At 60.8% G+C, this 23,442-nt stretch carries 18 protein-coding genes; 13 read left to right on the forward strand and 5 right to left on the reverse strand.

The window, feature by feature from the left end; genetic code table 11:
* The first annotated feature begins 153 nt into the window (after nt 1-153).
* Complete coding sequence (locus NW806_RS08660; protein WP_414410794.1) at nt 154-1,161, forward strand: glycosyltransferase family 2 protein; 1,008 nt, start codon at nt 154-156, stop codon at nt 1,159-1,161.
* Nucleotides 1,162-1,170: 9 nt separating this feature from the next.
* On the opposite strand, the gene NW806_RS08665 is transcribed toward NW806_RS08660, so the two are convergent.
* On the reverse strand, nt 1,171-2,397 hold the full coding sequence (locus NW806_RS08665; RefSeq protein ID WP_414395465.1) for a YcjF family protein: 1,227 nt from the start codon (nt 2,395-2,397) through the stop codon (nt 1,171-1,173).
* Between the two features lie 236 nt (nt 2,398-2,633).
* On the opposite strand from NW806_RS08665, the gene NW806_RS08670 reads away from it, so the two are divergent.
* From NW806_RS08670 to NW806_RS08680, 3 genes are all read left to right on the forward strand, one after another.
* Nucleotides 2,634-3,185, forward strand: coding sequence for a Dps family protein (locus tag NW806_RS08670; RefSeq protein ID WP_414410795.1), 552 nt, complete (start codon nt 2,634-2,636; stop codon nt 3,183-3,185).
* Nucleotides 3,186-3,325: 140 nt separating this feature from the next.
* Nucleotides 3,326-3,598, forward strand: coding sequence for an Asr1405/Asl0597 family protein (locus NW806_RS08675; protein WP_414410796.1), 273 nt, complete (start codon nt 3,326-3,328; stop codon nt 3,596-3,598).
* Nucleotides 3,582-4,232 (forward strand): (2Fe-2S) ferredoxin domain-containing protein, encoded by a 651-nt coding sequence (locus NW806_RS08680; RefSeq protein ID WP_414410797.1) that lies wholly within the window; start codon nt 3,582-3,584, stop codon nt 4,230-4,232. Before NW806_RS08675 ends, NW806_RS08680 begins: the two co-directional genes overlap by 17 nt.
* 86 nt (nt 4,233-4,318) lie before the next feature.
* Here NW806_RS08680 and thrC read toward each other — a convergent pair whose 3' ends face one another.
* Nucleotides 4,319-5,431, reverse strand: a complete 1,113-nt coding sequence (gene thrC, locus NW806_RS08685; protein WP_414410798.1) for a threonine synthase — start codon at nt 5,429-5,431, stop codon at nt 4,319-4,321.
* A gap of 71 nt (nt 5,432-5,502) precedes the next feature.
* Nucleotides 5,503-7,002 carry an isochorismate synthase gene (locus tag NW806_RS08690; RefSeq protein WP_414410799.1) on the reverse strand — a complete coding sequence of 500 codons (1,500 nt, stop codon included), beginning with the start codon at nt 7,000-7,002 and terminating at the stop codon, nt 5,503-5,505.
* A gap of 329 nt (nt 7,003-7,331) precedes the next feature.
* Here NW806_RS08690 and menA point away from each other — a divergent pair, with 329 nt between their 5' ends.
* The 8 genes from menA (at nt 7,332) to gyrB (ending at nt 19,618) form a co-directional block, all read left to right on the forward strand.
* Nucleotides 7,332-8,198 (forward strand): 2-carboxy-1,4-naphthoquinone phytyltransferase, encoded by an 867-nt coding sequence (gene menA, locus NW806_RS08695; RefSeq protein WP_414410834.1) that lies wholly within the window; start codon nt 7,332-7,334, stop codon nt 8,196-8,198.
* Nucleotides 8,199-8,367: 169 nt separating this feature from the next.
* A complete protein-coding gene (locus NW806_RS08700; RefSeq protein ID WP_414410800.1) occupies nt 8,368-10,110 on the forward strand; it encodes a hypothetical protein in 1,743 nt (580 codons plus the stop codon).
* An 81-nt stretch (nt 10,111-10,191) separates the two neighbouring features.
* On the forward strand, nt 10,192-11,370 hold the full coding sequence (locus NW806_RS08705; RefSeq protein ID WP_414410801.1) for an LptF/LptG family permease: 1,179 nt from the start codon (nt 10,192-10,194) through the stop codon (nt 11,368-11,370).
* A gap of 74 nt (nt 11,371-11,444) precedes the next feature.
* Entirely contained in the window at nt 11,445-14,537 is a 3,093-nt protein-coding gene (locus NW806_RS08710) for a hypothetical protein (protein WP_414410802.1), read from the forward strand.
* 72 nt (nt 14,538-14,609) lie between these two features.
* Complete coding sequence (locus NW806_RS08715) at nt 14,610-15,845, forward strand: LL-diaminopimelate aminotransferase (protein WP_414410803.1); 1,236 nt, start codon at nt 14,610-14,612, stop codon at nt 15,843-15,845.
* Nucleotides 15,846-15,927: 82 nt separating this feature from the next.
* Nucleotides 15,928-16,935 carry a Gfo/Idh/MocA family protein gene (locus tag NW806_RS08720; protein ID WP_414410804.1) on the forward strand — a complete coding sequence of 336 codons (1,008 nt, stop codon included), beginning with the start codon at nt 15,928-15,930 and terminating at the stop codon, nt 16,933-16,935.
* 33 nt (nt 16,936-16,968) lie between these two features.
* The gene (gene rimM / locus NW806_RS08725) at nt 16,969-17,514 is read left to right on the forward strand and encodes a ribosome maturation factor RimM (protein ID WP_414410805.1); all 546 of its coding nucleotides are present in this window, start codon (nt 16,969-16,971) and stop codon (nt 17,512-17,514) included.
* A gap of 175 nt (nt 17,515-17,689) precedes the next feature.
* The gene (gene gyrB / locus NW806_RS08730; protein WP_414410806.1) at nt 17,690-19,618 is read left to right on the forward strand and encodes a DNA topoisomerase (ATP-hydrolyzing) subunit B; all 1,929 of its coding nucleotides are present in this window, start codon (nt 17,690-17,692) and stop codon (nt 19,616-19,618) included.
* Here gyrB and NW806_RS08735 read toward each other — a convergent pair.
* Together NW806_RS08735 and NW806_RS08740 are read right to left on the reverse strand one after the other, a co-directional pair.
* Nucleotides 19,615-20,844, reverse strand: coding sequence for an ATP phosphoribosyltransferase regulatory subunit (locus NW806_RS08735; RefSeq protein WP_414410807.1), 1,230 nt, complete (start codon nt 20,842-20,844; stop codon nt 19,615-19,617). The genes gyrB and NW806_RS08735 overlap by 4 nt on opposite strands.
* 1 nt (nt 20,845) lies before the next feature.
* Complete coding sequence (locus tag NW806_RS08740) at nt 20,846-21,919, reverse strand: isochorismatase (protein ID WP_414410835.1); 1,074 nt, start codon at nt 21,917-21,919, stop codon at nt 20,846-20,848.
* A 110-nt stretch (nt 21,920-22,029) separates the two neighbouring features.
* Here NW806_RS08740 and NW806_RS08745 point away from each other — a divergent pair, with 110 nt between their 5' ends.
* Nucleotides 22,030-23,391, forward strand: coding sequence for a nicotinate phosphoribosyltransferase (locus NW806_RS08745; RefSeq protein WP_414410808.1), 1,362 nt, complete (start codon nt 22,030-22,032; stop codon nt 23,389-23,391).
* Nucleotides 23,392-23,442 lie beyond the last annotated feature (51 nt).

Consider the following 23,442-nt stretch of genomic DNA (forward strand, 5'->3'; position numbering starts at 1 on the left):
TACTTACCAGGCCGATGGCAAGAGCCAATCTCGTGGGCGGGTCAAAGGCTCAATTAGGTGGGAGGCCAAAAGCGGCAACAGTGGCTTAAAGTCCCCCCTGGCCCAGCGCTCAACACAAGAGTTGCTAGAGAAAGAATCCCTACTTTTTTTCCGATGTCTCCCCTTACTCCTGAGCTCTCGGTTGTCATCCCCTGCAAGAATGAGGCAGACAACCTAGAGTCCCTGTTTGAGCGCTTGCAGCTCACCTTGGATCCCCTGGGGATCCCCTACGAGGTTATCTGTGTCAACGACGGCAGCCAGGACGACACCCTAGAAAAGCTCATTGCTTTCCATCGCCGCGATCCTCGCATCAAGGTGGTCAACCTTTCCCGCTGTTTTGGCAAGGAGATTGCCCTCACGGCGGGTCTGGATTATGCCTCCGGCAGGGCTGTTGTTCCCATCGACGCTGACCTGCAAGACCCACCCGAGCTGATCCCCCAGATGCTGCAGCTATGGCGGCAAGGGTACCAGGTGGTCTACGCTGTGCGCCGCAGTCGCCAAGGGGAAAGCTGGCTAAAACGCCTAACGGCCAACGGGTTTTACTGGGTGATCGAGCAGCTGAGCCAGGTGCCGATCCCGCGCAATACGGGGGATTTTCGCCTCTTGGATCGGCAGGTGGTGGATGCTATCAAGCAACTGCGGGAGCGCACCCGCTTCATGAAGGGGATCTTCGCCTGGGTGGGCTACCGCCAGGTGGCCATTTTTTACGACCGCGCCCCCCGTTTTCGCGGCAAAAGCCAGTGGAATTACTGGCGGCTGTGGAACTTGGCTATAGAAGGCATCACCTCTTTTAGCTCTTGGCCGCTGCGGGTGTGGAGCTATCTGGGCTTGGGGATCTCGCTAGCCGCTCTGCTGTATGGCCTTTTCCTCGTCGTCCGTACCTTGCTGTTTGGATCCGACGTGCCTGGCTACGCCTCTTTGGCCGTGATGATCTTGTTTTTGGGCGGGATCCAGTTGATTAGCCTAGGCGTGATTGGAGAGTACTTGGGCCGCGTTTTTGAAGAGGTCAAGGGCCGCCCTTTGTACCTAGTCAATGGCACCTTTGGGCTGGAGAGCTCCCCCCCTTTGCCTGCAGCAGAGTCCCAATCCATCTACAGCTCCAGTTCGCTGCCTAGCCAATAGGAGCGGCCCTCACTCTTTTAGAGCAGTGCGCCTAGAGGCCGCATATTGTCGGTACTCGCGCACAAAGATCTCCTGCACTTCCTTTTGGGAGAGCTGGATCCCTCGAATTTCAGCACGAGCAATGGCTTTCATCAGCTCAATGTAAGCCAAGCCCAGGGAAAGGGTGAGGGTGGCTGCTGTGGTGGATTGGATAATGCCGCCTGCAAGGGATCCCGCGCCAGGAATCATCTTTAGCAAGTTGGAGACAATCGCCCGCCCAGTGACCACTGCGCCCCCAATGCCCGCCAGACTCGCTATCAGAGAGTAGTAAAAAGAAGGAGAAGCTTTGTAGCCAAAGATAAAGCTAATATTGGCAATCATGCCCACTTGTGACGCTACCAGTAGAGGGGCATCCGCAAAAGGAAGGGGTGCGGCCCCGATGAACGCTGCGCTAGCCACATAGGCCGACACATACTTAAAAGCAGCATCAGCTTTGAGATCTACCCGCAACAACTGCTGCCGGATGAAAGCAAGGCGAGCGGCTTCCGGCAGTAGCTCCGACGTACAGCCAATCAGGTGCTCCAGCCCATGGGCGGGTATGGTGAGGTGTCGGTTAATGACCTTGTCCCGGGCCAAAACAGGAACGATGTAGCGAACGGGCAGATTTTGGCGCTGCAAGTACTGGAAAAACTCGCTCTCTTCGGGATTTGGGTATTCCAGACATTGGGTCAAGACCAGGATGACTGGCACATCTTTGAGTTCTAACTCTCTTAGCCACTCGCGCTCGGTTTCCTCCAGCCGCTTTAGCTCGTGGTGGATGCAATACCAAACAATGTGAATGTGATGTTTGGGATCCTTAAAGCGCAGCTCGTCGATGAGTTGGGCCACCTCGAGACGGATTTGGGTATTTTGTTCTCCCGCCAATTCCATGCCAGGTGTATCGTAGATGGTAATTGGGCAACCCTGCTTCGAGTACTTGCGAATGTGGCGGGTAACAGGGCTGCCAACTCCAGTGCGGGCCAGCTCGTCTTTAAACACCGCGTTAACTAAAGTGCTTTTGCCCACCCCGCTTTTGCCAATCACCAGGACGTTGCAATGGCCCATTTCGGCCTCCGCCTCTAGCAGGCTCTCTTGGAGCAGGTAGCCGGCCCAACCTTCTGGGTTCCCCTCTTGCCCCCGAGCACGCGCAACAGCCCGCTGGGTCACGTGAATAAGTCTTTCAATCCAGGAGGGCATTCTCGCCTCCGTCCGCGACATGATCTTTCCCCAGTGAGGGTCGGTACGGGATCCCTAATCCAGTGTGCCATCCTCTCCCCCACAGTTTCTGCCCCTGGCGCTTGTTCAAGAAGCTTTATTGAGAGCTATTCACAAGAGCTACTGGTTTGCCCTATGCTGGGGAAAAGTCAACACCGAAAACCCCTGCGTCGACTCAATCAACTCCATTGGGTAGTCTGGGTAGATAGCTGTATCCTCACTTTGGAGAACCCTGCCCTATGTCTGAAACCTCAACCTTGCGTCAGGCCTTCAACACCGTCCGCAACAACGCTGTCCTGCTCGGCCCGGAGGTCACCCAGCCAATCTGCGAGGGGATGAACGCCCTTCTGGCCAGCTTCCAAGGGCTGTACTTGCAATACCAAAAGCACCACTTTGTGGTGGAGGGCACTGAGTTCTACCCCCTACACCAACTGTTCAAGGATCACTGCGAGCAGGTGAGGGAACACGTCCACGACCTGGGAGAGCGCCTTGCTGGTTTGGGGGGTGTGCCAGTGGCTACCTTTAGCAGCTTGGCCAAGCTCTGCTGCTTTACCCCTGAGCCCGATGGCGCTTTCGAGGCCCGGCAAATGTTGAAGAACGATCTGGCTGCGGAGCAGGCCATCATCGATCTGCTGCGGCGCCAGGCTGCTCAGGCGGAGAGCTTAGGGGATCGCGCCACCCGCTACCTCTACGAGCAGATCTTGCTGAAGACGGAGGATCGGGCCTTTCACCTCAATCACTTCCTGGCCAATGACAGCCTAGTGTTTGGCTTGATGGACGCCAGAGCCTAGCCTAGATCCAGAGCAGGCTTGCCGGTCAAGGGGGCCTGCTGCTTGCAGGCAGGCCTCATTTTTGCAACGTCTTGTTGAAAACTTATATCACTATTGCCTAGCTGCATTTAGACTTATTTGCCGAGGCTTTGCTTCTGGCCATGAACCCCCTGCCCTATGAAAGTGGCTATTGCTTGCAGATCCCGCTAGGGGAGCGCTGGCGCATTCGGCGGCGGCTGGTGGAGTTGGGGATCCCAGCAACCTGTACGGGAGAGGGCTATTTGCAGGTGCAGGTGGACTCGCCTTTGGCTGTGGTGCAGGTGCGCAGCGTGATCCGCCAATACACGGCGCGGCGGCAGGAGTTGTTGGACAGCCTAGAGGCTTGTTGGCGCCTCAACGCAGAGGCTGGCGGACAAGATGAGCAAGTTTGCTAAGCAAAGGATCCCGTTTGAGGTAGAGGGCCAGTTCCTGGGATTTCTTCCCGACAAGGATGGCAAGCTCAAGTACTTGCGCTGGCAGGCCGAAGCAGAAGTGTTTGTCGGCAAGATCCCCCAGCCGCTGCGTTCCGCCCTCTACCGTACCCTCAAGCCAGGGGATAGGGTGCAGATTGCGGGGGAGCGGGAAGTCGATCTGCTCAAGGAGCGGGAGAAATGGGTGCTCTACCGCGTGGTTCCGCTCGGGGAGAGGGCAGGGTGTATAGCTTCCGGGGCCGAGGCAGATCCTGAGCCAGGTGCTCCAAAGGCTAAAGGTAAGGTGCTGGTCTGCCAAAAATCCAACTGTTATCGGCGCGGAGCCGGAGCGGTTATGCAGGCCCTGAACTTCCACTTGGCTGCCTACTCTGGCTCAATTTGCGTGGAGGGGGTGGGCTGTCTGAAAGATTGCCAGCGGGGTCCAAACCTGGTGTTCCTGCCCGACAAAGTTTGCTACAGCGGTGTTTCTCCGCAAGCTGTCCCTGCCTTGCTAGAGCGGCACTTTCCGCTAGTTCAGCAGGCTGACCAAAGCCAGGCTGCTGCAAGCCAAGGTGTACAGCCCGAAGAGCGCAAGCGGGCCTTGGCGCTGTACTGGTAGTCCCCGTTCGCAACAGCGGCAAGTTCATTTGCCTAGGAGTGTGTTGGGCAAGGGGGTCATGCTCCCGCTACCCGAATCCGGCAGCCCTAAAAGCCCATCAAGCGGGCCACAGCAGCCAAATCGGGGACAACCCCCGTGTGGATGGGAGCAGATCCCTGTTGGGCGGCCGTGTCGGGATCCTTAAGGCCGTTGCCGGTGAGCACGCACACCACCTGGGCGCCGGCAGGCACCTGATCCCGCCATTTCAACAATCCAGCCACCGCAGCGGCACTGGCCGGCTCGCAGAAGATCCCTTCCTCTCTTGCCAACAGATGATAGGCGGCCAAGATCTCCTCGTCAGTTACACTGTCCACCCGGCCACCGCTGACCTGGACGGCCGCCTTGGCCTTCGCCCAACTGGCAGGGTTGCCAATGCGGATGGCCGTGGCCACCGTTTCTGGGTGCTCCACGACACGGTTGAGGACGATGGGGGCGGCGCCAGCAGCCTCAAAGCCGTAGAGCCGTGGGCGACGGCTGGCCTTGCCTCGCTGGTAGTAGTGGCAAAAGCCCATCCAATAAGCGGTGATATTGCCGGCGTTGCCTACCGGGATACAGAGCCAATCGGGGGCATCTCCCAAGGCATCCACCACCTCAAAGGCGGCAGTTTTCTGCCCCTCCAGCCGAAAGCGGTTGACAGAATTGACCAGTGCCACCGGGTAGGCTTCCGCCAGTTGCCGCACCATGGCCAGTGCCTGGTCAAAGTTGCCCCGAATGGCAATGATCTCCGCCCCATACATCAGGGTTTGGGCCAGCTTGCCCTTGGCCACATAGCCATCAGGGATCAGCACGTAGGCCCGCAAGCCCCCTTTGGCTGCATAGGCAGCGGCTGCTGCCGAGGTATTGCCGGTGCTGGCACAGATGATGGCCTCTGCCCCCGCCTCTTTGGCTTTGGACACCGCCAGGGTCATGCCCCGATCCTTGAAGCTGCCCGTGGGATTGAGGCCTTCCAGCTTCAGGTAAACCTGGCAGTCTCGCCCCAGCCGTTGGCTCAGCGCAGGAGCAGGGATCAAAGGGGTATTGCCCTCATGCAGCGTCACTACGGGGGTGTTGGGACTGACGGGGAGCCACTCCCGGTAATGCTCGATAACGCCGGGCCAGAGACCCACTTGGGCGCGGGATCCGGCCCTGGGCAGGGAATAGGTGGGATTGAGGGTAACCATGCTGCGGACAAGGCCAGCTCTCTAACTTTAACTGTTCGGAAGACCGTTGTAGCGGCTTGGCAAGCTCTCGGCTAAGGACCCAGGGGATCTGGCGGCCGGAGGGCCAGGGCCTGGACCAGCGCGTGCAGCTTGAGGCGGATCTCAGCCACCTCCTGCTCGGGCTTGGAGTCGGCTACGATGCCAGCGCCGGCATACAGGCGGGCCCGCTTTCCCTCAATCAGGGCTGAGCGGATCCCGACCACCAACTCGCCATTGCCCTGTAAGTCCACCCAGCCCAAGGGGGCGGCATAGCTTGCCCGATCAAAGGGCTCTAGCTGCGCCAGCCACTGCAGTGCTGCCTGCTGGGGGTAGCCTCCTACAGCGGCAGTGGGGTGGAGTTGGGCCAACAGGTCAAACAGGTGGACGTGGTCGGGAAGTTCCGCTTCGATAACAGTTTGCAGGTGCTGGATGTGGGCCAAACGGCGCAGCCGTGGCTGAGGGGAGATCCAGGGATCCATCCCCAGCCAGCCCAGAGCCTCCTGAATTGAGCGCACCACCCACTGGTGTTCGCGGCGGTTTTTAGGGCTGCGGAGCAGCTCCTCGGCCAAGCGGCAATCCTGGGGCCCGGTAGAGCCGCGGGCAACCGAGCCTGCCAAGGCATCAATCTGCACCCGGCCTTGCCACACCGAAAGCAGTCGCTCTGGGCTGGCTCCCAAAAAGACTTGGGGAGGCAAATCCCCCTTGCTTTCTGAGGCAAAGGCAAAGACGCTGCAGTCGGGATGATAGGCCTCCAGGTAGGCCAGCAGCGAAGGGATGGCGGGGGGAGAGGGCAACGCCAGGTCTACCGCTTCCGCCAGCACCACTTTCTCAAGGGATCCCGCCCGAATGACTTGCAGGGCCTTTTCAATTCGCGCCAAGAGGGCCTCTTCTGCCAGTGCCACCTCCAGAGGGGGCTGGGGCCTCCAGGCGGGCAAGGGGGCCTGGGCAAGGCGCTGCATGTGGGCAAAAAAGGTGGCGATCTGGCCAGCTAAGGCTGCCAAGTCGCTGTCGGGGCCAACTTCTAGGTTGAGCCGCGCCACCGTCACCTCCCCCTGCACCTGCAGTAGCTGCCAGCGCGGCAGAACCAGCGCTGCTCCGCCGCCACTGTGGGGGGCAAAGCCAAAACGGCAGAAGCACAGGAGGCGCTCCTGGGGGCTACTTGGAGCCGGAGCGGTGTGAACATGAGGCTGCAGGGCTTGCACAAAGTCTCGCGCCACCTGGAATCGCTTCTCTCCGGCAAGATCAGCCCGCCGCAGGGATCCCCACCCCAGCACTTGCACCCGTTCCCCCTGCACCGTGTGGGCAAAGTAGCAATAGCTAGGAAGGTGCTGGAGAGGAAGCAAGCTCAACTCTTGGGCCAGGGCCGCCAGGGGATTGAGCCCGGGGAAGGGCCAGGCCAAGCTGAGAATCTGAGGAACCCCCGTTGCCCGCGCTAGCTGTTGGCAGGCTTCTAGGAGGGGCTTTTCCTTCTCTGGCCAAGCAGCAGGGCTTAGCGGCGGCCGCCCGGCTCTTGCCGCGCCGTGGACATTCCAGGGGAAAAGAGAGGAAGCCATGCGCAAAAAAGAGGGAGATAATCTCACCTTGGCCGAAAACAAGACAAGCGTCGATAGAGACTTGGCAGGGCGCTTGAACCTACGGTTCGCTTCCGCGAACAAGACAAGGAGAGGAGCCAGGGGCGAAACTTGAGGAGCTTCTTCACAGATTGCAAAGTTCCTTAGATCTTTGGAGATGGGAACAGGAGCCCCCTAACCTAAAAGTACGGAACCAAGCCAATGCCACCATGCCTGCCCAGCCGCAGCCGCCCAAGACAAATCCAAAGGCTAGCCAAGGCCAGCTTGGGGAAGAGAGCAGCCGAGATTCTTCCTTGCGGCGACAGCTGTGGATGGCTGCCCTCAAGCCCCCCATCTACAGCGTGGCCATCATGCCCATTTGGGTGGGATCCGCCATTGCCTACGCCCAGGTGGGTGCAATGGACGTGGAGATTTTGCTGGTGTTTTTGGGGGCGGCCGTTTGCCTCCTGGCTTGGGTCAACCTCAGCAATGACGTGTTCGATGCCCAGACAGGAGTGGACAAAAACAAGCTCCACTCGCTAGTCAACCTGACGGGCAAGCCGGCGCAGGTGTTCTGGGTCGGCAACGCCTTTCTGGCCCTGGGGCTAGCCGGGATCCTCTGGCTGAGCTGGCGGCAGGGGGATCCCACGGTGTTGCTGTTGGTACTGCTGGCCTGCGGGCTAGGCTATGCCTACCAGGGGCCGCCGCTGCGCCTGGGCTACCAAGGTCTTGGGGAGATCCTCTGCTTTTTGAGCTTTGGGCCACTGGCGGTTTTGGCTGCCCACTACAGCCAAAGTCGGACTTGGTCGCTGCCGGCCTTGGCAGCCTCGGTGGTGGTGGGGATAGCAACCAGCTTGATCCTGTTTTGCTCCCATTTCCATCAAGTGGAAGATGATCGCGCTGCCGGCAAGCGCTCGCCAGTGGTTCGCCTGGGCACCCGCCGCTCCGCCCGCCTCGTCCCCTGGATCTGCGGCAGTGTTTTTGGCCTGCTGCTGCTGTTTGTGGGGCTGGGGATTTTCCCAGCTTGGACGCTTCTGGGTTGTGCCGGGATCCCGTCTGCCGTGCGGCTTTCCCGGCTGCTGGGCACCTATCACAATCAGCCGCAGCGGATTAGTCATTCCAAGTTCATTGCTGTTGGCCTCCACTTTTGGCTGGGGCTGTTTCTGGGGCTGGGCTTTATCCTCAGCCGCTTGGGTTAGTTAAGGGGAAGACGGGGGTTGTGATCTAGATCCTCCTGCTGCTGGCAAACTGCGCTAAGCTACAGCCTAACTGCCAGGTTGAGGAGCTGGGGATCAAAGCGGAGAAGTCGTAAGGATGCGGCAATTTTTCCATTCCAATCTGGGGGTAGCGCTCTTGGGGAGCGGGCTCTTGGCGGCTTTGGTTGCCTGGGCCTTGGCTCTTGAAATTGAAGAAGTGAAAGTGGAGCCTTTTCCCCCAGATCAGCCTCTTTCAGTCAGCCGCAAGGTGGACATTGTCGGACAGCAGGGGGGACGCCGTCGTTGGCGACTCATCGCCGAACAGGTAAAGCTGGCTGCCGGGCAACAGGTGTTCGAGCAGGGAGCGCGGGGCTACTTCTATGGAGACGGTGTCGATGCCGGGGAAGGCGCGCCGAGTCCGTTTTTTGCCAGCAGCAAGCAGGTGACTTGGCGGGCCAAGCGAGCCCGCTACGATGCCACTGCCGACGAGCTGTACCTGGAGGAGGAAGTGGAGGTTAGAAGTGACGACGGCAGCTTGCTCCTGACTAGCGCCTTGAGGATTACCCCTGCAGAGCGCATAGAAGTGCCAGCAGCGTTTACCGTCAAAGGGCAAGAAATGGTGCTGCAAGGCCGCTCCGGCTCGTTTAACTTTCCCTTTGCCCTCCTCAGGGCCGAGCAGGGCAAGCTCGTTGTCCTGCCGGGGGAGGCTCTGGACGGTGCCACCTCCACCACCATTACCGCTGACCAGCTCACCTACGACCGCAGCCAGCAGGTGGCCGAGGGGAAGGGCAACCTGCGCATCCGCGAAGGGGGTCTTGAGATTCGCGCCCCCCAAGGCACCTACCTACGCCAACAGGCGCAAAGCATTCTCTCGGGTGGCGTGGTGTTGCAGGAGGTGGCTGCTGGGAGCAGCCGGGATCCCCTCCTGGCCGACCTGCGCTTGGCCCAGGCTGCTCCCGCTTCCGCGGCAACTCCAAACCCCCAGAACCAGGAAGTTACCATCATTGCCGACCGCCTCACCTACGACCGCAACACGCAAGTTGCCCGCGGGGAAGGCAACCTGGAAGTTCAACAGGGGGAAACCACCATCCAGGCAGCTCAGGGCATCTACCGCCGTCGCGAGTCCCAAAGCCTGTTGACAGGGGGAGTTACCCTGCGCGAGCCTGGGCGGGTGCTCACGGCTGCTCGTTTGGAGGGCAACCACCGCGACAAGATCTTCGTCTTTGAAGAGAATGTGCTCTACCGGCAGATGGCCACCTCCACGCCGGCTGGCGGCAGCGGATCCCTGACGGAGGAGCTGCGCCAGGCTGAAACGGAGGTGCGGGCTGCCCGCCTGGTTTACAACTCCCGCACCGGCACCTCGGAGTTCAGTGGGGCCGTCGAGTTTATCCAGCGGGGGCGGAAAGCCAAGGCCAACCAGGCCATCATCACCCCTGAGAAGGTGGAGCTGCGGGGAGAGGTGGTGATCGAGCAGATCGAGGGAGACTGGCTGGCGCGGCGCCTCCAAAACCCCCAGACTCAAGCGGATGTGGATCAACCGACGGTGATCTACGCCAACCACGTGGAAATTGAGCAAGCCAGCGGCAACGCCCGTTTCTTTGGTCAGGTGGTCATTGTGCAAGCCAACCGCGCTGTCGAAGGGGATCGGGCGGAGTACTCCGACCAAGAACAGATTTTCAGAATTACCGCTGAGCAGGCTCCTGTTCTGCTTTGCGATCGCGGCGAGCTCAATCCAATTCCCCGCAAAACTACCGAGGGGCTGCCCGGCCGCGATGCTTTGGATCACCTGTGCCGAGGCGCCAACCGCCTCAGCGGCAAGCTGGTCACCCTGAATATAAAGCAGGATGAGTACACCGTCGAAGGGGACGGAGAGCGGCAGGGGATGGTTCAATTTCGCCTCACCGATGCTCTCTGAAGGGATCCAGCTCTTGCCTTCCGTCGTCTATGCCGGCTGGGGCGGTTAAAGTTGCACTCCAGTCTGAGGTGGTCAAGGCAAATGTCCACCCAATTGACCAAGGGTAAACGGCGCAAAGCTAGTGCGGGGGAGGGGAGCTTTTGGGGATCCCTGAGGCTTGGAGGCTTTTTTTTGGAGTTTTATCTTTTTAAGGAGATGATCCGCCCCTTCTTCCTGGGAGTGGCGGGGGGCGCAGTGATGATGCTGGGCAACCAGCTTTTTATCTATGCCGATTTGCTGGTGAAAAAAGGAGCTCCTCCTCTAACAATTTTGCACATTCTCCTCCTCAACTTGCCCGCTATTTTGGTGGTTACCTTTCCCATTGCTGCCCTCTTTGCCACCCTGCTTACCCTGGGCAGGATGGGAGCTGATAGCGAGATGACGGCGCTGCGGGCGGCTGGGATCCCCTACCGCAAAGTGTTAATTCCCCTGCTCTGCATTGGCCTGCTGATTAGCGGCCTAGCGCTCTTTACCCATGAGGTGATTGTGCCCCAGACCAACCAAAAGGTGAAGACCCTCAACACCAACCTCATCCTGGCCCAGGATGCTCTTCCCTTCAACCCTGGAGAGGTGGTCCGGGTGGACAGCGACCTCTGGTTTCACGTTGGCTCGATGGACCCAAAGACAGGCTTGATGCAGGACTTGTTGATTTTGGATCGCAAGGCTGAGACGGGCCATCTGCGCTACCCGCAAGTGATCTCAGCCCAAAGGGCCCAACGGGTGGGCCAGGTGTGGCATTTGCAAGGGGTGGTGATCCGTCGCTATGACGAGCAGGGGCGCACCTACTACGAAGGCCACGTGGCAGAGATGGAGCTCAACATTGTCAACCAGTTGGTGGGCCTGGTGTATGCCGAAAAGGTGCCCCAGGAGCAACGGGCAGCAGAGCTGTGGGAGCAATGTCAGCGATACCGGAAGGAGCAACGTCCTGCTGCCGATGTGGCCCGCTGCCTGACGGAATACCACCTCAAGTTCGCCATTCCTTTGGCCAGCTTTTTTGCCGTCTTGGTAGCGGCGCCCCTGGGCTTGCAGACGGTGCGGCAGACTGGCCGCTACGGCAGTGTGGCGCTAGCGATTGTTCTGGTGTTTGTTTACTATGTACTGATGAGCCTGGGACGTGCGATGGGTCGAGTTGGGTACGTCGATCCCTGGCTAGCTGCCTGGCTGCCGAACATGATTTTCGGTGGGGTGGGCCTCGGTCTGCTGTGGCGGTTTTTGCGGTGAGATCTGGTAGCTTCTTGCAAGGCTTCAGCCCATGGGCAAGGTGGCTAGCCCTTTGCTGGGGCAGCTCCCTGTGGGTGGGAACGGGGAGGGCGGTCTTTGCCCAGCCGGATCCCCTGCCTACCAACCTAGAGGGCTATCAGCGCTTTTGGGCAGCGCAAACCTCGGCCCAGCAGCTACAACTGGCTCACCGAGCTCCCAATCCAGAACCGGCTGCTCCCACCGGCGCCAGCTTGTTGGGGGATCCCATCGCTCCATCCTCCCCGCCGTCTAGCACCCCTCCTGAAAAGGCCCTCACGCCAAAAGAGCTCAGCCGGCAGCGGCTACAGCGGCTCTTGGCCGAGGGGGCAGCAGCCCATGCACGGCAGCAGGCGCAACAGGCCCAGGCAACACCGTCTTCCCGGCCTACTACAGCTATTCCTACTCTGGACTCCCTTCGCTCCTTTTGGCCTATAACTTCCCGAGCTGCTGACTTGCAGGTAGAAGAGCAGCCCAACGAAGCAAGGGGCTTCTCCCCTGTCGAGGGCCTGGCCACTGCTCAAGGGCAAAAGACGGCATTGACCTCGCCAGCCGGTGGGAACTTGAATACTAGCCCTCAGAGAACAGCTCAAAGCGGGACGGAGGTATTCACCCCCACTGCCGGATCCCTCCTAGCTCCCCAGTTGTTGGAGCGGTTCCCCCTGCTGCGGGACCTAAGCCCAGAAGCTGCTCCCCCTGCCGGCCAGGGATCCCAAATTCGCCAGCAACTGGCCACCACTGTCCAACGGCAGATCCCTCTTGACCCGGATCAAGTCAATGTCAGCGGGGATGTGCTCAGCTACCTTGCTGAACAAGATGTGGGCATTGCCGAGGGGAACGCCCAGATCCAGCTGGCTGACGGCACCCGCATCAGCGGCGAGCGGCTGGTGTTTTACCGGCGGGAACGGCGCCTGCGCAGCGAGGGCCCTTTTCGCATGGAGTGGCCTCCTGGGCCGCAGGGGCGCGGGATTCGGCAAATTGAAGGGCAAAACCTGGACTTGGATATTCCCGGTCGCAGGGCTCAATTTGAAAACTCGCTGGTGATCCTGCCTGGGGAGGAGCCGGGCACCAAGATCTTTGTGCGCAGCCAAAAGACCACCGCCCTGTTGGGGGATCAGATCTTCCTTGAGAAGGCAACCCTCACCACCTCACCAGAGCCGCCCATCACCCACTACGTGCAAGGGGATCGGGTGGAGGTGTTTCCCGACAACCAGGTTATCGTTTACAATGCCCGCGTCTTTGCTGGCGGCGAGCTGAGCAAGGAGGGCGAACTGCGGGCGGGGCTGCAGATTGCCTACCTGCCCCTTTTCATTTACAGCCTGCGAGATCACCAGTGGGTGCTGCCAGGGCGGAGCAAGGCGGAAGGAGTGTTTGTCAAGTCCAGTTGGGCCTACCGCTTCAACGAGTACAACTTTGGCGGCCTGCGGCTGGATGTCTTGCAGAAGAAAGGCCTGGGCCTTGGCTTTGTCCACGACTACATCCTCCCCATCCCCGACAGCGTCAACTATGGGCGGGCCCAGTTTTACCTGGTAACCGAGGCCGACGAGCAGCGCTTTTCCGGCCGCCTCCGCCTTGACCACAATTTCGACTTCTACGCCGCCAACATCTTCGGCCAAGAAGGCCAACTGCGGGGACAGCTTAACCTCAACCTGGACAACACCTACCGCCCTGCCGGCGGGCGCAACGACAACGCCGATCTCCGCCTCAATGCCACCTTCCAGGGGGATCTCTCGACCACCACCCTCAACATCAACCGCAGCGGATCCCAGGAGAACGGCACCTACACCTTTCCCCTCACCCTCAGTCACCTGCAGCGCTATGGGGGCGTGCCTTGGCTGCAGTCGGATCTGCGCTTGGACTACAACCAGCGGGTAAGCGTCAAAGACGGGCCAGACTTTGCCGATGTGCGGCTGACGCTGGGCACCCAGCTCACCCCCCCTGGCTGGGGCGGCACCTACCGCCTGGCCTACCGCGCCTACAGCAGCTCCAACGGCGACACCGAGCCGCGCCGCAATTTCGAGCTGGCCTTCAACCCCGATCCCCTCCGCCTCAGTCCCGATATCTTCCTCAGCAGCGCCCTCACCCTGACCCAAGAGCAACAGCCGAATCGAGAAGGGGGATCTGGCCTCAACTTTTTCAATCGCTACGAGCTGCGCTCCAGCCTTCAGTTCAACGACATTCAACCTGCCCCCTGGATCACCTTCGTGCCCGGCTCCATTGACTACACTCAAGTCCTGTACTCCACTCCCAACCAGGAGTCCATCGTCAGCCTCAACCCCCGCCTTAGCTTCAAGCCTGCTGAATGGAACACCATCGACCTGCGCTACAGCCGCACCTTCTACGGCAACAATTCCGCTCCCTTTCAAACCCTTTCCGCCAGCCCCCGAGATGTGGATCGCCTCAACGCCAGCATTAGCTTCTTCACCCCGCGCAATTTCTTGCCCAACGTGCCTCCCGGCTACCTTGCCTTTGAAGATGACCTGCCCGGCGAGCTGCCCATAGCCCTGACTTTTCCCGACGACACGCCGGAGGACTTGGAAGCGATTGCCTCCCGTAACCTGCAGGAGCTGCAGGCGCAAGTGAGGAACCTGCTGCGCTTTGACACCACCCTTGGCTATGATTTCGTTGCCCAAAGGTGGGATACCCTCAACGCCAACTTTACCTGGAACACCGTGCCCGAGCTGTTCAACGTCCAGGTGCAAACTTCCTACGACCTCAACAAGGGGCAATGGCAACCCATTCGGCTGGAGTACCGGGGGCGCAGCAGCACCACCTTCAACCGGGATCAACGCTCGGGTCTAGACAGCTATGAGCCGGGGATTAGCTACGCGCTGCAGGCAGTTTACGATCCCCGGTCGGGAGGAATTTCCACCTACGGCCTTGACCTGGATGCCACCCTCGGCACGCAGTGGCAAAACCACTGGCGGCTCCGCCTGGGCCTGACGGAGGCAGGGATCCGCCGCCTTGAGGTACGCCGCGACCTGCGGGATTTAGAGCTGCGCTTGGCCTACGATCCCCTGGCGGGGTCACTGCGCCTCGAAGGGATCCTGGTGGCCTTCCCCAGTCGCCCGGTGGGCCTGACGCAAGAGCGGGGGGAGTTTCAACTGACCTCGCCAGTGGGCGCCTTCAGCCTGGAGAGGCTAGGGCTGTGAGCCGGTGAAGCAGCGGGGAATTGGCTTCGGCTACACTGGAGGGCCGACGGTTCTTTGCAGCGCTCAACTCCTATGGCCAGGATCAACGACCATTTCCTCAAGCTCAAGGCTGGCTATCTCTTTCCCGAAATTGCCCGGCGCGTGCAGGCCTTCGCCGCCGCCCATCCCGAAGCTCAGATCATCAAGATGGGCATTGGCGATGTCACCGAGCCGCTGCCGGCAGCCTGTCGAGCCGCCATGATCCGGGCCGTGGAGGAGATGGGGGATCGGGCTACCTTCCGCGGCTATGGACCGGAACAGGGCTACGAGTGGCTGCGCCAGGCCATTGCCCAGCACGACTTTCAGGCCCGCGGCTGCGACATCGACGCTTCCGAGATCTTCATCTCCGATGGCTCCAAGTGCGACTGCGGCAACATTCTGGATATTCTCGGCCACGACAACACCATTGCCATCACGGATCCTGTCTATCCGGTTTACGTGGACACCAATGTGATGGCGGGCCATACGGGGCCAGCCAACGAGCGGGGCGAATACGAGGGCCTGGTCTATCTGCCGCTGACGGCGGAAAACCACTTCACCGCCAGCCTGCCCGAGCAAAAGGTGGACGTCATCTACCTCTGCTTTCCCAACAACCCCACCGGCGCCGTGGCCACGCGGGAGCATCTGCAGGCCTGGGTGGACTATGCCCGCGCCCACAACTCGCTCATCCTCTTCGATGCTGCCTACGAGGCCTACATTACCGAGCCCGGGATCCCGCACTCCATCTACGAGATCCCAGGGGCCAGGGAATGTGCCATCGAGTTCCGCTCCTTCTCCAAAACGGCTGGCTTTACCGGCACCCGCTGCGCCTTTACGGTGGTGCCCAAGTCGCTGCGAGGCCAGGCTGCCGACGGCTCCTGGGTGGATCTGTGGAGCCTGTGGTATCGCCGCCAGTCCACCAAGTTCAACGGTGTAGCCTACATTGTGCAGCGAGGGGCTGAGGCTGTCTACTCTGAGGAGGGGCAGGCGCAGGTGCGGGCTCTGGTGCAGTTTTACCTGGAGAATGCCCGCATCATTCGTGAGCAGTTGGCCAAAGCCGGCCTCCAGGCCTACGGCGGCGTCAACGCTCCCTACGTTTGGGTAAAAGCCCCCGACGGGCTAAGTAGCTGGGAGTTTTTCGACAAGCTGCTGCACACCTGCCATGTGGTGGGCACCCCCGGATCTGGCTTTGGCAGCGCTGGCGAGGGCTATCTGCGCCTGTCGGCTTTTAACAGCCGCGCCAACGTGGAGGAGGCGATGCGCCGCATTGTCAGCGTGTTTGGAAGCTAAGGGGCTAGAGCTTTGGCGGGGGAGCAGGGATCTTCCCGGACAAGCTGGAGAGGGCAAGATCCCTGGTGTGGGGCTCTATGGGATGCTACAGACAGAAACGGGCTACGAGAGGGGACAGACCTTGCGGGTGGGGATCATCGGCACTGGCTACGCAGCTCGCTCACGGGCAGAGGCCTTGCGCAAAGATGAGCAGGTGAAGATTGTGGCTGTTGCTGGCCGAACGCCCCAGCGAAGTGCCGCCTTTGCTGCTGAGTTTGGGGCTCTTGCCTATTCCGACTGGTCTTCCCTGTTTTGCGAGCAGCGGCTGGATTTGGTGTTTGTTAGCACCATCAATCGGGATCATGCAGCCATCGCCCGTGCCGCCCTGGAAGCCGGGATCCACACCGTTGTGGAATATCCCCTGGCCTTCGGCGCTGCCGAAGCTCGTTCGCTGGTGCAATTGGCCGCGGAACGGCGGTTGCTGTTGCATGTGGAGCACATCGAGCTCCTCAGCGGCGTTCACCAGTTGCTGAGACGGGAGCTGGCAGGGCTGGGCAAGTTGTTTGCCGTTCGCTACATTACCCTCACTGCCACCCACCCTGCCCCTGACCGCTGGACTTATCGGCCCGACCTCTTCGGCTTTCCTCTCACGGGGGCTGTCTCCCGCATCCACCGCCTGGTGGACCTGTTGGGGAAAGTAGAGCGGGTGAGCTGTCAACTGCGCTACGACGGTCCAGACCTGCCCCACCGCTACAGCAGTTGCTACTGCACGGCCCAACTGAGTTTTGCCAACGGGCTGCTGGCGGTGTTGACCTACGGCAAAGGGGATTCGCTGTGGTGTTCCCAGCGCCTACTGGAGTTCCATGGCCAGCGCGGTGGCCTGTTAATCAACGGCGAAGAGGCGACGCTGTTGCGTCCCGGCAGCGCCCACCCCCTGGAGACCGGCTCCCGCCGCGGCCTGTTTGAGCAAGATACCCGCCTGGTGTTGGATCACCTACGGCAGGGCAGCCCTCTTTACGTGGATACTGAGAAAATGCTCCACGCCCTTGCTGTGGCCGAAGCTGCTGAGCAATCTGCCCAGACGCAGCAGGTCGTCTGCGTCCAGGATTAGTATTCTTGTGGCGGCCTGGCTTTGGTTAGCGCCATGTCTAGGGATCGCGCTTGGCTGCTGGTGGGACAGGTGGTGGCGGCCCACGGCCTACGGGGCTGGCTGCGAGTTAAGTGCTGGTCGGATTTTCCGGAGCGCCTCACCCAGCCAGGGCCCCGCTGGCTGCAGCGGGATAGCGACCCCGAGCCCCTCCTGCATTCTCTAGTTGAGGGGCGGTTTTTTCCGAACAAGGGCCTGTACCTGGTGCGGCTAGAAGGGATCCCCGATCGCACAGCGGCAGAGGCTTGGGTGGGCGCTAAGGTGCTGGTGCCTGCTTCCCAGCGCCCCTCCCTGGGGCCGGAGGAGTACCACTACCGCGATCTCATTGGTCTAGCCGTCTACCATCAAGGGCGGCTGCTGGGGCATGTTTCGGCCATCTGGGCTGGTGGCCAAGATGTCTTGGAGGTCTCTACTCCCGACCAGCGGCAGGTGTTGATCCCCTTCGTGAAAGCTCTGGTGCCAGTGGTGGATCTGGAAAAAGGCCAACTGCAGGTGCAGCCGCCACCGGGCCTGGTGGAGAGCTTTCTTGGCCCAGACAGCTAGCCCTCCTGCATCCCCTGGCTAAGTCAGCCCTCGAAGGCCGCTGTTTTGCCCTTCTAGGCTTTTGTGCTATCATGGCGGCAGTGTTTTGGGTAATGGCCTCTTCTCTGGCCTCAAGAGTCAATTTTTCCGGACTTGTGCTAGCGAGGCTGCGATTGCTTTTTAGCTGGAGTTGGGAATGACAGAAAACTACGGTGCAGAGCAGATCCAAGTTCTAGAGGGCTTGGAGGCTGTGCGCAGGCGGCCTGGTATGTACATTGGCTCCACGGGGCCAAAGGGATTGCACCACTTGGTGCATGAGGTGGTGGACAACTCGGTCGACGAGGCCCTGGCCGGCTACTGCAACGAGATTCAGGTTACCCTCTACCCCGACGGTTCAGTGGCGGTGCTGGACAATGGCCGCGGCATCCCGGTAGACATCCACCCGAAAACAGGGCAGCCGGCGCTAGTGACGGTCATGACCGTGTTGCATGCCGGCGGCAAGTTTGGGGGAGGCGGCTACAAGGTCTCCGGGGGGCTGCACGGCGTTGGCGTCTCAGTAGTAAATGCCCTCTCGGAGTGGCTAGAGGCCAGAGTCTGGAGAGATGGCAAGGTTTACTTTCAGCGCTTTGAGCGGGGGGCAGTCGTGGGATCCCTAAAGGCTGAGCCGCAGCCTCCGGGATCTCACCAGCGAGGCACAGAGGTACGCTTTAAGCCAGATGCCCTGATTTTCCCCGAGCGGGAGTTTGACTACGATCTGCTAGCCAGCCGTTTTCGGGAGCTGGCCTATCTCAATGCCGGCTTGAAGATTACCTTCAGCGATCTGCGGCGGGATCCCGTCCGCTGCGAAGTTTATCAATTTACTGGTGGCATTAGGGAATACGTGGCTTTTATTAACCACGAGAAAACCCCCCTCCACGCCGACGTTATCTACATCCACGGGGAGCGGGATGGGGTTGAGGTAGAAGCCGCCCTGCAGTGGTGTGGAGATGTCTACACCGATACGGTCATTGGCTTTGCCAACAACATCCGCACCACCGAAGGGGGCACCCACCTGGAGGGATTGAAGACTGCCCTCACCCTCACCATCAACAGCCAAGCCCGCAAGCTCAACAAACTCAAAGATTCTGATCCCAACCTGGCGGGCGAAAACGTGCGGGAGGGGTTGACGGCCATTGTCTCGGTCAAGGTGCCCAACCCCGAGTTTGAGGGGCAGACCAAAACCAAGTTGGGCAACACCGAGGTGCGGGGCATTGTCCAGACCATTGTCTCGGAGGCCCTCACGGAGTACCTCGAGTTCAACCCCAACGTGGCTAGGGGGATTGTCGACAAGGCCATCCAGTCCTTCAACGCCGCCGAGGCGGCCCGCCGGGCCCGGGAATTGGTGCGCCGCAAGTCGGCTTTGGAGTCCTCCACGCTGCCGGGGAAACTGGCCGACTGCAGTTGCCGCGACCCCGCAGAGTCGGAGGTGTATCTGGTCGAGGGCGACTCGGCAGGGGGCAGCGCCAAGCAGGGCCGGGATCGCCAGTTCCAGGCAGTGCTGCCCTTGCGCGGCAAGATCCTCAACATCGAGAAGGCCGATCCCGCCAAGATCTACAAAAACGCTGAGATTCAGGCCATGATCACGGCGCTGGGCTTGGGGGTCAAGGGGGAAGAGTTTGATCCCAGCCAGCTGCGCTACCACCGCATTATCCTTATGACCGACGCCGACGTGGACGGCAGCCACATTCGCACCCTGCTGCTTACCTTCTTTTACCGCTATCAGAAGGCGCTCTTGGAGCAGGGCTACGTCTACATTGCCTGTCCGCCCCTCTACAAGATTGAGTGGGGCCGCAACAATGTGCGCTACTGCTACAACGAGGCGGAAAAGGAGCAAGTTCTGCGCAGCCTACCGGCCAACGCCAAGTACACCATCCAGCGCTTCAAGGGCTTGGGGGAAATGATGCCGGAGCAGCTCTGGGAAACCACCATGAACCCGGCAACGCGCGTCCTCAAGCAAATCACCGTCGAGGATGCCGCCGAGGCGGATCGCATCTTCACCATCTTGATGGGCGATGCCGTCGGCCCCAGGCGGGAATTTATTGAAGCCCACAGCGGCCAGTTGGATCTGGCGGCTCTGGATATTTAGTCCACGTGGGAGATGTGGTAGCTGCCATCAGCCTGCACCCAGGCAATCTCGGGGATCCGGCACTGGCGGGCGTAGGCCTCGATCTCTTCGGGCGTCCGATCCAGCAACTCCAGCTCCACCGCCTCTGACTCCCGCCAGCGGGCAGCCAAGGCTAGGGCTGCCGGGATCCCTGCCGGCACCAGCGGCACCACCAACCGCTTGCAGGCTGCAGCCTCGGCCTGAGGATCGGGGGGCAAAAGCCGCAGCAGGGTATCCGGCAGGAGGGTAAAACCAATCCCTGGCTGCTCGAGTTGCTGCGGGCTATAGAGGGCATAGAGCCGGTCGTAGCGCCCGCCCAGGGCGATGACCTCTCCCCCCACCACTGCCTGGAAGACAATGCCGGTGTAGTAGGCTAGAGTCTGCAGCAAGCTAAGGTCTAGCACCACCCGCACCTGATGGGCCTCTAGGATCTGGCACAACTGCCGCAGATCCCGCAGCCGCTCCGACGGCACCGGAAGCTGGGCAAGCTGAGGTAGAACCTGGTCAGGCTGGCCGCGCAGCCCCAGAATCTGCAAGCCAATTTGGCGGGCTGCTTCTGGCAAAGGGGCGGACTCCAGGTAGACGTAGTCAAGCTGGGCTATGGCGCGGCGCACTGCCGCCTGGGCCTTGGGAGCAACAGGGTTGAGCAGGCTCTCGGTCAAGCCCACATCTCCCAAAAGTAACGTCCAGTTGCTGAGGCCGACAGCGCGCACGCAATCGGCCAAAAGCAGCAAGATCTCGGCATCTGCTAGCCACCCGCCTGCACCGATGAGCTCCACCCCAGACTGGAAAAACTCTTGGCTAGTGTAGGATCCCTCCTCCCGCCGGCTATTGCGGAAGACGTTGCCGTGATAGTAAAGCCGCAGGGGCAGGGGCCCGCCCGCCAGCCGGGTAGCCGCCGCCCGCACAATAGAAGCGGTAAACTCGGGGCGCAGCCCCAGCATCGTTCCTTCCCCATCCCGCAGTTGCAGCACGGCCTCGCCGCGGATGGATCCTCCAGCCAGTAGCGTCTCCAGCCGCTCCAGGGTGGGCGTGATGATGCGTTGATAGCCGTAGCGGCGAAAAACCTGAGTTAGCTGCGCCTCCAGCCTTTCCCGCCGCTGAACCTCCCGCGGTAGGAAGTCGCGAGCGCCAGTGGGGGGGCGCAGGGAACTGGCTTCGGGGCGGGGATCACCGCCGACGCGATCGTACAGGCTGTCCTGCCGCATCCTAAAGAGGCCGGGGAAAGTCAGGCCAACTCCAGAGGGGCTCGGTAGAGCGCACTCGCCGCATCCCCGCTGCAGCAAAGCGGGCAAAGGCTGCCTCCGCCTGTTCACTAAAATCGACCAAGCCAGGGATCACTACCGGCGAGGTGCAATCTTCCAGAAGGTAGACCTTCTTGGCCAGGCTGGGATCCCTAGCTTGGATCTCCTGCAGCAAGTCGCTCACCGTCCAGGCGACGCAGTGGCTTTTGGCTTGGCCAGCGACAATCAGGGCGTCAAATTCCAGGAGGTGGCGGATAAGGGATGCATTTTTCTCATCGATGGGATCCCCCTCCGGCCCTGTCAAGACCTCCGGGCTGAGGGCAGAGTAATTTTCCGTCAAAGGGTTGGATCCCTTGAGCTCTAAGCGAGGCTGGCTGCAGCGGGCAATGGCGTGGAAGAAAATTGCCTCCTCCACTGCCGGCACCAGCGCATGGCCAATCCCGCCAAGCATGGAATGGTAGGGCCAGACCACGAGGGGATATTTTCCCCCTTTCTCCAGTTGCTCAGCATAGTGGAGGACATAGGCCTGCAGCCGCCTCAGATCCCCCTGGGTGAGGTTGGCGGCCATGGCAGGGTTGACTTGCCAGCGGCCCGAGCGGATCTCATCTGCCGAGATGGCTGTAGCTGGCTCGGGGTGGGATCCCTGGGCATCCACCCAAAAGATGGGGTGGAAGATCTGCATAGCGGTGTGGGTGTCCAAGGTGGCCACGATCTGAGTGATGTGGGCCAGGTTGCGATAGATAAACTCGCACAGGCGGCGATTGTCCTCCACGGCCCCCAGGCCGCTGGGCCCCCCCACAAACAGCTCAAAGCCAGGAATGCAGAAGGTGTTTTGCACATCAATCAGCAACAGGCCCACCCGTACTCGATCTGCTGCCGCTGGTGGGATGCGGTACTCCCGGGCCCACTGCTCCGCTTCCAGCGCCCGCTGTTGGTAGGACACCCGCCAAATTTCCCCCACCCGCCCGGGATCAAAGTGGGAGGGGAGAGGCAGAGGTGGCGGCACCGGAGTTGTCAACTGCGGCGCAGAGGTGTCCATGGCGCTTCCCGTTTCTAGGGATCCCTGGCAGGCTGAACTTGCTACCATGGTAGCTCCAACTTGGGCAACCGCTTTTTGCATGCTGCCTCCCTGGCTTGCTTGAGGATTCCATGGTCAGCCCAGACTTTTCCTCCCTACAGCCTCAAGACTATGGCCTGCTGACAGATCTCTACCAGTTCACCATGGCCGCCTGCTACGTGGGGGAGGGCCTGGAGAATCAGCCAGCGGCCTTTGAGCTATTTGTGCGGCGCTTGCCCACGGACTATGGCTACCTCATCGCCATGGGGCTAGCCCAAGCGGTGGAATACCTACAGCAGTTGCACTTTCCGCCGGAAGCCCTGCAGGCACTACGGGAGACGGGCATTTTTGCCGAGGCACCGCAACGCTTTTGGGAGCTGCTGGCTAGCTGCCGCTTTGAGGGGGATGTGTGGGCGGTACCCGAGGGAACAGCCGTCTTTGCCAACGAGCCTCTGCTGCGGGTGGAGGCTCCTCTCTGGCAAGCGCAACTGGTGGAAACCTATCTGCTGACGACCTTCAACTACCAAACCCTGATTGCCACCAAGGCGGCCCGCATGCGCGATGCTGCTGGAGATGAGGCCATTTTGTTGGAGTTTGGCACACGGCGGGCCTTTAGCCCCCAAGCAGGCCTGTGGGCAGCGCGGGCAGCTCTGGCGGCGGGGTTCAATGCCACCTCCAATGTCTTGGCAGCCCTGAAATTGAGACGCAAGCCGGCGGGCACGATGGCCCATTCTCTCGTGATGGCCATTGCCGCCCTCTCGGGGGATGAGACCCGCGCTTTTCAAGCTTTCCGGCGCTACTTTCCCCAAGCGGTTCTGCTGATCGACACCTACGATCCCATCCAAGGGGCGCGCACCGCCGCCCAGCTCTTTGCAGCCACCCAGCCGGATCAACTGGGATCCCGAGGCGAAATTGGTGGCGTGCGCATCGACTCCGGAGATCTGGAAGTCCTCTCCCGCCAGGTCAAAGCCATCCTGCCCCAGGGGGCGCCGGTGTTTGTCAGTGGCGATCTGGATGAATACGAGATCGAGCGGTTGCACCGCTCCCAGGCACCGATTAGCGGCTATGGGGTTGGCACCCGCCTGGTTACCGGCGAGGGGGTGAACGGAGTGTACAAATTGGTGGAGATCAACGGGATTCCCGTGGCTAAGGCCTCCTTTGCCAAAGCCACCCTGCCAGGACGTAAGCAAATCTTCCGCGGCCCAGAGGGAGACTTGCTCGGCCACGCTGACGAGACCTCACCCCCTGGCTACGAACCGCTGCTGCGCCAGATCATGCGCCGGGGCGTGCTGCTGGAGCCTCTGCCTGATCTAGAAGCCATCGCCCGCACTAGCCGCGCCTCGGTGCTGCGCTTACCGCCAGGGGTGCGGCAACTGCGCCAGCCGGATCCGTGGCCGGTGGCCCTGAGCCCAGCCCTGCAGCAGGTTAAAGAGCGTCAGCTTGGCTCTTCCTAGGCGTTAGTTCCCCTACAGAAGGCGTGCCTTATAATTTTTGCCTTAGGAGCT

The sequence above is a fragment of the Synechococcus sp. W65.1 genome, from assembly GCF_047461615.1.
Taxonomy (GTDB): Bacteria; Cyanobacteriota; Cyanobacteriia; order Thermostichales; family Thermostichaceae; genus Thermostichus.